12 protein-coding genes are annotated in these 13,903 nt (G+C 64.8%); 9 read left to right on the top strand and 3 right to left on the bottom strand.

Translation table 11 applies throughout. From position 1 onward, the window contains the following. From CIC12_RS09100 to CIC12_RS09075, 6 genes are all read left to right on the top strand, one after another. Nucleotides 1-966: xanthine dehydrogenase family protein molybdopterin-binding subunit (locus CIC12_RS09100; protein WP_168663795.1), on the top strand; the 966-nt coding region annotated here is incomplete at its 5' end. 22 nt (nucleotides 967-988) lie between these two features. Beyond that, nucleotides 989-1,786: an FAD binding domain-containing protein gene (locus CIC12_RS09095; RefSeq protein WP_168663794.1), complete on the top strand. Its 798-nt coding sequence runs from the start codon at nucleotides 989-991 to the stop codon at nucleotides 1,784-1,786. A gap of 158 nt (nucleotides 1,787-1,944) precedes the next feature. Continuing rightward, nucleotides 1,945-2,832, top strand: a complete 888-nt coding sequence (locus CIC12_RS09090; RefSeq protein WP_168663793.1) for an AAA family ATPase — start codon at nucleotides 1,945-1,947, stop codon at nucleotides 2,830-2,832. 4 nt (nucleotides 2,833-2,836) lie between these two features. After that, complete coding sequence (locus CIC12_RS09085) at nucleotides 2,837-4,171, top strand: vWA domain-containing protein (protein WP_174771976.1); 1,335 nt, start codon at nucleotides 2,837-2,839, stop codon at nucleotides 4,169-4,171. After that, nucleotides 4,162-4,761 carry a CoxG family protein gene (locus CIC12_RS09080; protein ID WP_168663792.1) on the top strand — a complete coding sequence of 200 codons (600 nt, stop codon included), beginning with the start codon at nucleotides 4,162-4,164 and terminating at the stop codon, nucleotides 4,759-4,761. The genes CIC12_RS09085 and CIC12_RS09080 overlap by 10 nt, the downstream gene beginning before the upstream one ends. After that, complete coding sequence (locus CIC12_RS09075; protein ID WP_168663791.1) at nucleotides 4,734-5,756, top strand: XdhC family protein; 1,023 nt, start codon at nucleotides 4,734-4,736, stop codon at nucleotides 5,754-5,756. The genes CIC12_RS09080 and CIC12_RS09075 overlap by 28 nt, the downstream gene beginning before the upstream one ends. Before the next feature lie 123 nt (nucleotides 5,757-5,879). Here CIC12_RS09075 and CIC12_RS09070 read toward each other — a convergent pair whose 3' ends face one another. Next, a complete protein-coding gene (locus CIC12_RS09070; RefSeq protein WP_168663790.1) occupies nucleotides 5,880-6,620 on the bottom strand; it encodes a PepSY-associated TM helix domain-containing protein in 741 nt (246 codons plus the stop codon). Between the two features lie 340 nt (nucleotides 6,621-6,960). Here CIC12_RS09070 and CIC12_RS33020 point away from each other — a divergent pair, with 340 nt between their 5' ends. Continuing rightward, nucleotides 6,961-7,200 carry a hypothetical protein gene (locus CIC12_RS33020; protein ID WP_238812475.1) on the top strand — a complete coding sequence of 80 codons (240 nt, stop codon included), beginning with the start codon at nucleotides 6,961-6,963 and terminating at the stop codon, nucleotides 7,198-7,200. Nucleotides 7,201-7,464: 264 nt separating this feature from the next. Here CIC12_RS33020 and CIC12_RS09060 read toward each other — a convergent pair whose 3' ends face one another. Continuing rightward, nucleotides 7,465-8,493 carry a serine/threonine protein kinase gene (locus CIC12_RS09060; RefSeq protein WP_168663789.1) on the bottom strand — a complete coding sequence of 343 codons (1,029 nt, stop codon included), beginning with the start codon at nucleotides 8,491-8,493 and terminating at the stop codon, nucleotides 7,465-7,467. Nucleotides 8,494-8,596: 103 nt separating this feature from the next. After that, the gene (locus CIC12_RS09055) at nucleotides 8,597-8,809 is read right to left on the bottom strand and encodes a hypothetical protein (RefSeq protein WP_042327325.1); all 213 of its coding nucleotides are present in this window, start codon (nucleotides 8,807-8,809) and stop codon (nucleotides 8,597-8,599) included. Between the two features lie 441 nt (nucleotides 8,810-9,250). Here CIC12_RS09055 and CIC12_RS09050 point away from each other — a divergent pair, with 441 nt between their 5' ends. Beyond that, complete coding sequence (locus CIC12_RS09050; RefSeq protein WP_168663788.1) at nucleotides 9,251-12,433, top strand: efflux RND transporter permease subunit; 3,183 nt, start codon at nucleotides 9,251-9,253, stop codon at nucleotides 12,431-12,433. 112 nt (nucleotides 12,434-12,545) lie between these two features. Then, the gene (locus tag CIC12_RS09045; protein WP_168663787.1) at nucleotides 12,546-13,805 is read left to right on the top strand and encodes an efflux RND transporter periplasmic adaptor subunit; all 1,260 of its coding nucleotides are present in this window, start codon (nucleotides 12,546-12,548) and stop codon (nucleotides 13,803-13,805) included. Nucleotides 13,806-13,903: the final 98 nt, after the last annotated feature.

The raw sequence follows: 13,903 nt of genomic DNA, 5'->3' as shown, positions 1-13,903 counted from the left end.
CCGTCGAACATCGCGGGCGCATTGGGCGCACGCGCCGGTCTCTTCGAAGTCGGACAGATTCGCGTGCATCCCACCGGTTCAGTCACCGTATTTACGGGCTCGCACAGCCACGGCCAGGGACACGAGACCACCTTCGCCCAAGTGGTCGCCGACCGCCTCGGCATTGCGCTGGAAAGCGTCGAGATCGTTCACGGCGACACGGGGCGAATTCCGTTCGGCATGGGCACGTATGGCTCGCGCTCGATCGCGGTCGGCGGCTCCGCGATCATGAAGGCGCTCGACAAGATCGAAACGAAGGCGAAGAAAATCGCCGCGCATCTACTCGAAGCCGCAGCCGAAGACATCGAGTTCAAGGACGGCGTGTTCCGCGTCGCGGGCACCGACCGCACCAAGGCGTTCGCCGAAATCTCGCTCGCCGCGTACGTGCCGCACAACTATCCGCTCGACGTGCTCGAACCGGGCCTCGAAGAAAGCGCGTTCTACGATCCGAGCAACTTCACGTATCCATCGGGCGCGTACATCTGCGAGATCGAAGTCGATCCTGAAACGGGCGTGTGCCGCATCCAGAAGTTTACCGCGGTCGACGATTTCGGCAATGTGATCAATCCGATGATCGTCGAAGGCCAGGTGCATGGCGGGCTCGCGCAGGGTATTGGCCAGGCGATGCTGGAGCGCTGCGTGTACGACAACGACAGTGGCCAGCTGCTGTCCGGCTCGTACATGGACTACGCGATGCCGCATGCCTCCGATCTGCCGGACTTCACCGTCGAAACCTCGAAGGGCACGCCGTGTACGCACAATCCGCTCGGCGTCAAAGGCTGCGGCGAGGCGGGCGCGATCGGCTCGCCGCCCGCGGTGATCAACGCGATCATCGACGCGCTCGCGCCGCTCGGCGTGACCGATCTGCAAATGCCGGCGACGCCGCATCGCGTGTGGTCCGCGATTCGCACAGCCCAAACCCATTGAGATCCTGAGCGGAGCATTCGACATGTATTCATTCGAGTATCAACGCGCGACGGATCCCAAAGCGGCCGCCGCCCTCCTCACCGCCGACAGCGACGCGAAGTTTCTGGCCGGCGGCCAAAGCCTCCTGCCCACCATGCGGCTGCGTCTCGCGCAGCCGTCCCAACTGGTCGACGTAACGCGGATTCCCGCGCTCAAGTCGATCACCGTCGACGCGGGCAAGGTGACGATCGGCGCAGCCGTCTGTCATGCCGACGTCGCGGATCACGCGCAATTACGGCGCGTGTCGCCGGGGCTCGCGGATCTCGCCGCGCATATCGGCGACCGGCAGGTGCGTGCGCTCGGCACGATCGGCGGCTCGCTCGCCAACAACGACCCGGCCGCCTGCTATCCGGCGGCGGCGCTCGCACTGGATGCGACCATCGTCACCGAGCGGCGGCGCATCGCGTCGAGCGACTTCTTCGTCGGCATGTACGAGACCGCGCTCGCGCCCGACGAGTTGATCGTCGCCGTCGAGTTTCCGGTGCCCGAGCGCGCGGCCTACGAGAAATTCCGCAATCCCGCGTCACACTTCGCGCTGGTCGGTGTGTTCGTCGCGAAGTTCGCGAGCGGTGTGCGCGTCGCGGTGACGGGTGCGGCGTCTTCGGTATTTCGTGTGCCGGCACTGGAGAGCGCGCTGTCGGCGAATTTCACGCCGGACGCCGCGCGTGCGGTTAGCGTGCCGCCCGACGATCTGAACACCGACATGCACGCGAGCGCCGAGTACCGCGCGCATCTGATTCCGGTGCTGGCCGCGCGCGCGGTGACGAAGGCGAACGCTTAGCGATCCTTGCGATCGGCGGCTGACGTGCCGTGCTGTCTTGCCTGAGCACGTCGGCGCCGTCCCGTTCGTCAAACCACGCGACGCTAGGTGCGGCGCACCGCTTCGCGTTTCACCGGCGTCGCGTTTCACCGCCCGGAGCGCGCAGACTCAGGACCGCCATGCAGCCAGCTTCGATCGACGACACCCTCGCGCAACTCGCCGCCCAACGCTATTTCGCCAGCCGCGAACTGGCGACCGCGTTGTATCTCGCCTTGCGCATGGAGCGGCCGTTGTTCGTCGAAGGCGAGCCGGGCGTCGGCAAGACCGAGCTCGCCAAAGCGGCCGCAGGCATGCTGGGCACCACGATGCTGCGGCTGCAATGCTACGAAGGCCTCGACACGGCCAGCGCGCTCTACGAGTGGGACTATCCGCGGCAAATCATGGCGCTGCGGCTGGCCGAAGCCGCGGGCGAGCGCCCGGACAACGACACGCTGTATCGCGGCGAATTCCTGCTAAAGCGGCCGCTGCTGCAAGCACTGATGCCGGACGAACGTCATCCCGGCGCGCGGCGCGTGCTGCTGATCGACGAGATCGATCGCGCCGACGAACCGTTCGAAGCCTTTCTGCTCGAACTGCTTTCGGACTTCCAGGTATCGATTCCCGAATACGGCACCGTCCGCGCAGCGCAGCCGCCGCTCGTCGTGATGACGTCGAACCGCACGCGCGAAGTGCATGACGCGTTGAAACGCCGCTGCCTGTATCAATGGATCGGCTATCCCGAGCGCGAGCGCGAACTGGAGATCGTCGCCGCGCGTGCGCCGCAGACGTCCGCGCAGTTGCAGCGGCGCGCGGTCGACTTCGTGCATCGGCTGCGCGGCATGGATCTGTTCAAAGCGCCGGGCATCGCCGAAACAATCGACTGGTGCCGCGCGCTGGAAGCGCTGTCGGTGACAGAACTCGATCCGCAATCGGTGCAGAACACCTTAGGCGTGCTGCTCAAGTATCAGGACGATCTGGCGCGCGTCGACGCCGCGCAAATTGCGCAATGCCTCACCGCGCCCGGATAGCAGCATGACGAACCGAACCGACCATGGCGATAGCGACGCTTCCGGCTCAAACCCGCGAGCGGGTGTGCCAGCCGCGCGACTCGTCAGTGCGCCTTCTGGCGTGAGCGCCGCGCCGCGCGACGAGACGCCCACGCTCGCCCGCAACGTCGTCCATTTCGTGCGCGTGCTGCGCGGCGCCGGCTTGCCGATGTCGCCCGCGCAAGCCGTCGACGCGCTCGCCGCCTTGCAATGGATCGATCTCGGCCACCGCGACGACGTGCGCGCCGCCCTCGCCGCGCTGCTGGTCTCCGCGCCCGACGAACGCGACCTGTTCAACGCGGCATTCGATCTGTTCTGGCGCGATCCGGATTGGGAAGGCAAGCTGCGCGCGCTGCTGCTGCCGAAAGTCCGCGACGGTCTGCCGCCGCCCAAACGCAACAACCGTCTCGCCGATGCGCTGGCGGTGCGCGCGCCGCCGTCGCCGCATAGCAGGACGCCGCAGGAGACCGAACAGCACGAGTTGCACGCACACGTCACGTTCAGCGCCGAAGAGCGGCTGCGTCATCGTGATTTCGACACGCTTTCCGCGGATGAGTGGCGCAGCTTGCGCCATCTGATCCGAGGCCAACGCTTGCCGCTCGCGACCGAGCCGACGCGCCGCCTCAAAGCCGCCTCGCACGGCACCCATGCGGACTTGCGCGCGAGCGCGCGGCACGCGGTGCGCGCGGGCGGCGACTGGACGGTGTGGAAATATCGCGCGGTGGTCGAGCGCAAGCCGCCGCTCGTCCTGCTGCTCGACATTTCCGGCTCGATGAGCAGTTACTCGCGCGCGGTGCTGTATTTCTGCCACGCGCTGCTGCTGTCGCGCGAACGTCTGCAGGTGTTCCTGTTCGGGACACGCCTGACCAACGCGACGCGCGCGCTGCGCGAGCGCGACCCCGACGTGGCGATCGCGACGCTCACCGACCAGGTGCTCGACTGGTCGGGCGGCACGCGGATCGGCGCGGCGCTCGCCGAGTTCAACCGCCGCTGGGCGCGGCGCGTGCTGACCGGCAGAGCCACCGTGCTGCTCGTCACCGACGGCCTCGACCATGAAGCGATCGACGTGCTCGACATCGAGATGGCACGTCTGCGCCGCTTCGCGCACCGCATCGTCTGGCTCAATCCGCTGCTGCGTTTCAGCGGCTTTTCTCCGAAGGCGCGCGGCGTGCAGGCGATCCTGCCGTATGTCGACGCGCATCGCCCGGTTCATAATCTGGACAGTCTGACTGCGTTCGGCCGCGATCTCGCGCAACTCACGCGCGCGCCTCGACCAATCCACGCGGCCACGACGACCGCAGGAGCAACATCATGGAATTGACCGAAATCCATACACTGCCGGTTACGCAGCAGCGCACCTGGGACGCGCTGAACGATACGGAGATTCTGCGCGCCTGCATCCCGGGTTGCGAAAGCATCGCCCCGGATGGCGAGAACGCGTACCTCGTGGCGCTCAGCGCCGCCGTCGGTCCGGTGAAGGCGCGCTTCAAGGGGCGCATGCAGCTGACCGACATCGACGCACCGAACGCGTACAACATCGTGTTCGAGGGCCAGGGCGGGGCGGCGGGTTTTGCGAAAGGCAACGCGCGCGTCACGCTCGAACCCGATGGCGACGCCGCGACGAAGCTCACCTATACGGCGAGCGCGCAGGTCGGCGGCAAGCTCGCGCAGATCGGCTCGCGGCTCGTCGACGGCGCGGCGCGTAAAATCGCTGGCGAGTTCTTCAAACGCTTCGGCGCACAGATCGCAGTCGAGGGCGGCAGCGCCGCGCCTGTCGACGGCGACGAGGCCGCTGCCGCACAGACCGGTACGGAACCGAATGACGCGTCGGCGGCCGGGTCCGGTGCGGACACAGACGCAGACGCAACGAAAAGGAAACGATCATGGACAGCGTGGATCTCGAAGTCCTGAAGTCCAGCGCGCGCTGGCTGGAAGAAGGACATCGCGCGCTACTGGTGACGGTGGTGAAGACGTGGGGTTCGTCGCCGCGTCCCGAGGGCGCGATGCTCGCGGTGCGCGACGACGGGCTCGTGGTGGGCTCGGTGTCAGGCGGCTGCATCGAAGACGATCTGATCGACCGGGTGCGGCAAAGGGGTATCGAGCAGACGCATCCGGAAGCAGTGAAGTACGGCATCACGGCCGAGGAAGCGCATCGCTTCGGCCTGCCTTGCGGCGGCACGATCCAACTGGTGCTCGAACCGTTGACGAAACAAAGCGGTATCGCCGAACTGTGCCGCGCAGTGGAGAACGGCCGGCTCGTTGCGCGCGATGTCGATATGGTGACGGGCGCGGTGCGGCTCGGCGACGCGCAGGCGACCGACGGCGTGCATTTCGACGGCGAGCGGCTGTTGACGATCCACGGCCCGCGCTACCGGATGCTGGTGATCGGCGCGGGGCAGTTGTCGCGCTACCTGTGCCACATCGCGGTGGGGCTCGATTATCAGGTGACGGTGTGCGATCCGCGCGAGGAATACACCGAGGAGTGGAACATCCCCGGCACGAAAATCGTACGGACGATGCCCGACGACACCGTGATCGACATGAAGCTCGACGAACGCTGCGCGGTGATCGCGCTGACGCACGACCCGAAGCTCGACGATCTCGCGCTGATGGAGGCGCTGAAGACACCGGCGTTTTATGTCGGTGCTTTGGGTTCGCGCAGGAATAACCAGGCGCGCCGCGAGCGGCTAAAGGAGTTCGATCTGAACGAAACCGAGTTGGCGCGGTTGCATGGGCCGGTCGGGATTTATATCGGCAGCCGGACGCCGCCGGAGATCGCCGTGTCCATTCTCGCCGAGGTGACGGCGGCCAAGAACGGCGTTTCGTTGCCTACGCTGCTGCAGGTGGAAGGCGCGAAGGCGGCACGGGAGATCGCTGCTTCTGGTGGTGCGGCATGTAGCGTTTAATGCGAGTCTTTGAGCGAAGCGCTGCGATTCGGCGATTATGACGGGGCTGGTAACGCGGCGGGGTCGAAGCTGCGACCGCAGCGCCGGTTTGCGCTGCGCATCTCAGCCGCGCCGCTCGACTGTTCACATCAACCCACACACCACCGCTGCAATCACCGATCCACCGATCAGCACGACGCCCACCACGCGGCGCTTATTCAACTCGGTCCAAAGCAACACACCAGTCAGCGACAGCAGAATGAGGCTGCCTGCAATCGTGTCGATCAACAGCACCCAGCCGACGCTCAAGCCCACGCCCTTGTGCAGATTGTTCATCGTGGCAAGAAAGGAGTTCCGGGTGCGCTTCACTGAGACGAAGCTGTTGCCGACCCAGTACTCGGCTTGCATGCTTTGCGACGGCCCCATGATGCCGATCTGCCAGAACTCCGGCTGCATCGTGCTGCGATCACCCCACGCCACCGGATGCGCGGGCTCGCGCCGTGAGCGCCCCGGCTTGCCGTCGATGTTTAGCTCTTTCTTCAGCCACTTTGCCATCTCCATCGGCGAATGCAGCGGTTTTTGCGGCACGGGAATCTGCATTTCCTCGACCTGCGGCTCGCCTGTCGGTACCTTCAGCGGCCCGCCGCGATGGTTCAGCAGGAAACCGGTCACACCGAACATCAGACCCAGCACCGCGCCCCATAGACCGATCCAGCCATGCACCTTGCGCAGCCACCTGATGAATGTCGCGCGCCGTGAACGTCGGCGCCGCGCGGCCTGCTCGGCATCGTCCATCAGATGATGACCGCGCTCCGGCGTATGGGCGGTGTACTGGGTGCCGCCTGCGGCAGCGGGTTTCACTTCGATCGAATCAGGCGCGTTCACATCCAGGCTCCAGGCGCAGTGGGTTGCTGCGTCGCCGGCGCGCGACGGATCACGCGCGCTCATCACCGGCAGCGGTTATAAAAATATTCGGGGAAGGGGCTGGACGGCCTGGCTTGCGGTCCTGGTCGTCCGGCTGAGAGGCTGGCTGGCGGTCACAGAGGAGGAGAAATGTGACAAATAGCTGGCGACGCCTTTCAATTGAGAATGGCTATCATTACACATTTAAGCGGTTTGCTCAATCCGTGCTCTATTTCCATGTGTGACAGCCGCCTGACATCCACACGGCGCAAACCGACTTCAAGCGCAGGTCCCGTCAACGTTGCCGTTCTGATACCTGCTGGTGAGGCACGGCGGCATCGATTCGCGCGCTGCGAGTCTCGCCGGCGGCGTCGAAGCGGAGACGCGCTGCTGGCTCGACGAACGTCAGCGCACCCAGGACCGCTTCGTCGATTTCCAGTCGCAATACATGTTCGATCCGCTCAGCACCGTCGTCACGATGACGCACGACGGTGCCACTCATTTCGCGAGCGAGGTCTGCTCGCCCGAGGACTTCGCGCAGACACGTCCCGCCTCGAAGTGACCGGGCGCGACGTACGCGCGGAGGTGATCGTCAAGTCGACGTGGGGGCAGTCGTCGAGCGTGGTGTCGCAAGCGCCTTGCAACGCCTGCCCGCCTGCTCGCGCACTTGCAGTCCCTACGTAGCTGCCAGAATCGCTGCCGCGAAGCGCACATCAAACCCTGTCACGCACCATGCGGCCACGTGCGGGCCAGCGGTCAGCCGCGTTCGCCTCGCGTTCGGACCGTTCGTGAATGGCATGCGCAACCACACATCCCGCGCGAGCATCTAAACCGGCCAGAGCGGCCCTTCCTGCATCGCGCCGATCTGCTCGCGCATTTCGAGGATGCGGTCTTCCCAATAGCGCTGCGTGTTGAACCATGGAAACGCCGCCGGAAATGCCGGGTCGTCCCAGCGACGCGCGAGCCACGCCTGGTAGTGAATTAGCCGCAGCGTGCGCAACGCTTCGACCAGATACAGTTCGCGCGGCTCGAACTCGCAGAAGTCTTCGTAACCGGCGAGCAGATCCGCCAGCGCACGCGAAGCTTCCGCGCGCTCACCCGGCAGTAGCAGCCACAAATCCTGCACCGCCGGACCCATGCGGCTGTCGTCGAAGTCGACGAAATGCGGGCCCGCGTCGGTCCACAACACATTGCTCGGATGACAGTCGCCGTGCATGCGCAACATGCGGATATCGCCGGCACGCTCGAACGCGCGCTCGACACCTTCGAGCGCGAGGTTCACCACGGTCTCCCATGCGGTGCGCACGTCGTCGGGCACGAAGCGCTGCGCGAGCAGGAAGTCGCGCGGCTCATAGCCGAACGTGTGGATGTCGAGCGTCGGCCGTTCGGCGTAGTTCTGCGTCTGCCCAACCGCATGAATGCGGCCGATGAAACGACCCAGCCATTCGAGCGTGTCGCGCCGGTCGAGATCCGGCGCGCGGCCGCCGCGGCGCTCGAAGATCGAGAAGCGGAAACCGTCGAAGGTATGCAGCGTGCGGCCCTCCAACGTACGCGCAGGCACCGCCGGAATCTCACGAGCGGCGAGATCGGCGACGAACGCATGTTCTTCGAGGATGGCGGCATCGCTCCAGCGCTCGGGGCGATAGAACTTCGCGACCACGGGCGGGCCGTCTTCGACACCCACCTGGTACACGCGATTTTCGTAGCTGTTGAGCGGCAGCATGCGGCCATCGGTGCGCACGCCGATCGTGCCAAGCACGCTGTCGAGCGCGTCGAGCACGATTTCTGGCTGGAGCCGGGCGAAAGGCACGGCGCTCTGCGCGCCGTCCTGGGAGTCGAGGTTGTCGTCGTTCATGCCGGCATTGTGCGCCGGGCCGCCGTCAAAGACGAGAGCGACGGCTCACCATACGGATTACAACTCAGCTACAACGTGCCTACACTTCGACAGAAAAAGGCCGTCAATGCATCTGCGCGCTCGACGGGCGGACCTGCTCGCCGGTGTCGATCAGGTCTTCAAGGAAAAAGGGTTCAGTATTCAGATGCGGTGATGCACCGGGCTCGCCGGCATACCACGCCACCATGGCCATGTCGCCAAGAATGCGCATGACGATTCCGCGCGCGCCTTGCGGCACGGCGATATGCACCGACCGGACAATGGAACCGATTTGCATGATGTTTCCCCGTTTCTCCCGTAGCCGGCTTTGTAATTTCATGCCGGTCAAGGTGATGATAAAAGCGCCGCTTCGCCGCCAACGTTGCGTACGCACCCAATCTGCTGCGCGTGATACGCGTGAGAGGTTCGAGTCATTGTTCCCGTTTTACGCGCCTTTGGAAAGCGCGATTTAAAGGCTGCGCACCCGTCGTTTCGCCCTATTCCAATTACGCTGCGCGCGACCGATGATCTGGGCGTAAAACCTCGTCACGAGACCATCATAAACCCTGCTAGGGTGGGATATCAAAAACGTGCACCGTCAGGACGATTCGTTTAACCCGCGCACCACGCCCTCTTCGCGCCACGGTCTGCGTCGCGGCGCGCGGCATATTCAGCGCGGGCGCCGCGTCGCGTGCACGCACGGCAGCGCCCTTCGCGCTTTCGAGCAGGCACGCTAGTCATGTGGATCGTTCGTCTCGCGCTGCGGCGTCCCTACACCTTCGTCGTGCTGGCGTTGCTCCTGCTGATCGTCGGGCCGCTCACGCTTTTGCGCACGCCGACCGACATCTTTCCGAACATCGACATTCCCGTGCTCTCGGTGATCTGGTCGTACAACGGCCTGCCCGCCGACGAGATGGAAAAGCGCATCGTGCTCAACTACGAGCGCGGATTGTCGGTGGCGGTGAACGATATCGAGCACACGGAATCGACCTCACTGAACGGCATCGCGGTCATCAAGATCTTTTTCCAGCCGCACGCCAATATCAACGAAGCGCTCGCGCAGGTCACCGCGCTGTCGCAAACGCAGTTGCGCTCGCTGCCACCTGGCATCACGCCGCCGAACATCCTGCGCTACAACGCGTCGACGGTGCCCATCCTGCGGCTCGCGCTGTCGTCTGGGTCGCTGACCGAGCAGGAGCTGTACGACTTCGGCAACAATTTTCTGAAGACGCAGCTCGCCACCGTGCCCGGCGCGTCAGCGCCGTTGCCCTACGGCGGCAAGCAGCGGCAGATCATGGTCGACATCGATTCACGCAAGTTGCAGGAGCGCAATCTCTCACCGCTCGACGTAGTCAACGCAGTCACCGCGCAGAATCTGATCCTGCCGTCGGGCACCGCGAAAATCGGCTCGACCGAATACTCGGTGGAAATGAACGGCAGCCCGGATTCGCTGGCCGGTCTGAACAACATCCCGATCCGCTCGACGGCCAACGGCACCGTTTATATCCGCGACGTCGCGCATGTGCGCGACGGTTTTCAACCGCAGACCAACATCGTGCGCGTGAACGGCCAGCGCGCGTCGCTGCTGACGATCAACAAAAGCGGCAACACGTCCACGCTCAACATCGTCGACCGCATCAAGACGATGATGCCGACGCTGCGCAATCTCGTGCCCGCGTCGCTGAATATCGATCCCGTCGCCGATCAGTCGCTGTTCGTGCGCGCGTCGGTGCAGGGCGTGCTCCGTGAAGCATTGATCGCCGCGTGCCTGACCGGTCTCATGATTCTGCTGTTCCTCGGCAACTGGCGCGCGACGCTGATCATCTTCGTGTCGATTCCGTTGTCGATGATCACGTCGATCATCGCGCTGTCGAGCCTGGGCGAAACCATCAACATCATGACGCTCGGCGGGCTCGCGCTCGCGGTCGGGATTCTGGTCGACGATGCGACGGTGGCGATCGAAAACATCAGCCATCAACTGGAACAGGGCAAGACGCTCGAACAGGCGATTCTCGACGGCGCGCATCAGATCGCGATTCCGACGCTGGTGTCGACCCTGTCGATCTGCATCGTGTTCGTGCCGATGTTTCTGCTGACGGGCGTCGCGCACTATCTGTTCATTCCGCTCGCCGAAGCCGTGGTGTTCGCGATGCTGGCGTCCTATTTCTTCTCGCGCACGCTGGTGCCGACGCTCGCGAAATATCTGCTGCGTCATCACCACAAACCGATCGACTTGCATCACGCGTCCGCGCAGACGCGCAATCCGTTCATGCGCGCGCACTACGCTTTCGAACGCGGCTTTGCGCGTCTGCGCCAGCGCTATCGCGTGTTTCTCGAAGCGCGCGTCGCGCAGCCGGGTCTGTTCGTGACGCTGTTTCTGCTTGGCTGCGGCGCTTCGATGCTGCTGATGCCGTTCCTCGGCCGCGACTTTTTCCCTGCCGTCGACGCCGGCACGATCGCGCTGCATCTGCGCGCCAAAACCGGCATGCGGGTCGAGGAAACCGCCGTGCTGACCGATCGCGTCGACATGCGGATTCGTCAGTTGGTCCCGGCGGGCGAACTGCATTCGATCATCGACAACATCGGCTTGCCGGTGTCGGGCATCAACCTCTCATACAGCAACACGGGCACGATCGGCACCTCGGATGCCGACGTGCTGATCACGCTGAACCCCGGTCATCATCCGAGCGCCGACTACGTGCGCACGTTGCGGCGTACGCTCACCGACGAATTCCCCGGCGTGCAGTTCGCGTTCCTGCCCGCGGATATCGTCAGCCAGACGCTCAACTTCGGCATGCCCTCGCCGATCGACATTCAGATCGTCGGCCGCGACGTAGCCGGCAATCGCGTGTTCGCCGCGAACTTGCTGCACCGTTTGCGCACGGTGCCGGGTCTGGCCGATGTGCGCATCCAGCAGCCCGCCGACTTGCCGCGCATCTTCATCGACGTGGATCGCACGCGCGCGCAGCAAGCCGGTTTCTCGCAACGCGAGATCGCGAGCAATCTGCTGATCACCCTGTCCGGGAGCCAGCAAACTACGCCGACGTTCTGGCTCAATCCGCGCAATGGCGTGAGCTACAACGTGATTACCGAAGCGCCGCAATACACGATCGATTCGCTGCAATCGCTCGCGAACATTCCGTTGAACGCGAACGGCCGCACCAACATTCTCGGCTCGCTCGCCACCATGAAGCGCGAGGCCGGCAACGCGGTGCTCACGCACTACAACGCGCAGACCACGATCGACATTTTCGGCACCGCCGACGGCCGCGATCTCGGCGGCGTCTCCGACGACATCCGCAGGATCATCGATGACGCCCGTGCCGAATTGCCCAAATCGTCGACCATCGAAATTCGCGGCCAGGTGCAGACCATGAACGATTCGTTCTCGGGCCTGTTCGCCGGTCTCGTGTTCGCGATCGTGCTGGTGTATTTGCTGATCGTGGTGAACTTTCAGTCGTGGCTCGATCCGTTCATCATCATCACCGCGCTGCCAGGTGCGCTCGCGGGCATCGTGTGGATGCTGTTTCTCACGCACACCACCCTGTCGATTCCTGCGCTGACTGGCGCGATCATGTGTATCGGCATCGCCACCGCCAATTCGATTCTGGTGATCAGCTTCGCGCGCGAACAGTTGCTCGAACACGGCGACGCAACGCGCGCGGCGATCGAAGCGGGCTTCACGCGTTTTCGTCCGGTGCTGATGACGGCGCTCGCGATGGTGATCGGCATGGTGCCAATGGCGATCGGTCTCGGCGAAGGCGGCGAGCAGAATGCGCCGCTCGGGCGCGCGGTGATCGGCGGGCTGACGGTCGGTACGCTGGCGACGCTGATCTTCGTGCCGGTGGTGTTCTCGATGATCTACCGGCGGCTCGCGGCGCGGCGTCAGCGGGCGGCCGGGCATGTGGTGGGTAAGCCATGAGGCGCGAAGCGATACCCATGGCACGCGCCACGATGCGCGGCACCGCATGCAACACCGCATGCAACACAAGAGGCAGCGTCGACTGCCCGCGCAAATACACAGGGGAAGTTTGATGGAAGCACAACGTCCAGACGGTTCCGGCAGCGTGCGCGATCCCGCGAAAGCGAAGCGCACGCGCTGGCTCGTCGTCGTGGTGGCCGTGGCAGCGATCGCGCTCGCGGCCCAAGGCATCTGGTCGCGTCACAGTGCGCACGCGGCGCTCGAACGCGACGCCCAGCATGCGAGCCAGATGAGCGTCGAAGTCGTGCGCCCGCAGAAGTCGTCGGCCGGACTCGATCTCGTTTTGCCCGGCAACGTGCAGGCCTTTCTCGACACGCCGATTTACGCGCGCACCAACGGCTATCTGAAGAAGTGGTACGCCGACATCGGCGCGCGCGTGAAAAGCGGTCAATTGCTCGCGGAAATCGACACGCCGGAGGTGGACGATCAACTGCGCGCCGCCCGCGCCGATCTCGCGAACGCCAACGCGAACTATGCGCTCGCGAAAAGCACCGCCGATCGCTGGAGCGAGATGCTCAAGAGCAGATCGGTGTCGAAGCAGGAGACCGACGAGAAGGTCGGGGACATGCTCGCGAAGAAAGCCACGCTCGACGCGGCGCGTTTCAACGTCGCGCGTCTGGAGAAGACGCAGTCGTTCCAGAAGGTGTATGCGCCCTTCGACGGCATGGTGACGGCGCGCAACGTCGACGTCGGCGCGTTGATCGACGCGGGCAGCGCGGGCGGGCCCACGAAGGAACTGTTTCATGTCGCGCAAGCGGACCGGCTGCGCGTGTATGTGAATGTGCCGCAGGCTTACGCGCAGCAGGTGCGCGCCCAGCAGACGGCGTTTCTCACGCTGACCGAAACGCCATCGCGGCATTATCCGGGCACGGTGGCGCGCACCGCGGGTGCTGTCGATCAGCAGCAACGGACCATGCTGGTCGAAGTCGACGTCGACAATCGCCATGGCGATTTGCTGCCGGGTGCATATGCGCAGGTGCATTTCGCGTTGGGCGCAGGCACGGCGCCGTTCACGGTGCCCGGCAACGCTTTGCTGTTCCGCCCGGACGGCGTGAAGGTCGCGACCGTGGACGCGCAACGCAAGGTGAAGCTGCGGCCGGTGTCGCTCGGGACGGACTTCGGCACGCGGGTCGCCATTGCGTCCGGGCTGCACGGCGACGAGCAGGTGATTTTGAATCCGCAGGACTCGATTGTCGACGGCGCGCCTGTGCGGATCGTGCCGCGCAAAGCAGAAGGGGCGGCGGGTGCTTCGGGTGCGGGCGGCGATGGAGCGGCGGGCGCTTCGGCGGCCGCTGCGAGGGCGTCGTCATGACTGCGCGAGCAGCACACTGCAACATGACGGCCACGCCCAGGCGCGCCCTCACGCCCGTTTCCATGGTCGCGTCAGCATGCGCGCTGACCTTGGCCATC

This window comes from Paraburkholderia sp. SG-MS1 (assembly GCF_012275575.1).
Lineage (GTDB): Bacteria > Pseudomonadota > Gammaproteobacteria > Burkholderiales > Burkholderiaceae > Paraburkholderia.
This window is presented reverse-complemented; position numbering and strand designations above follow the sequence as displayed.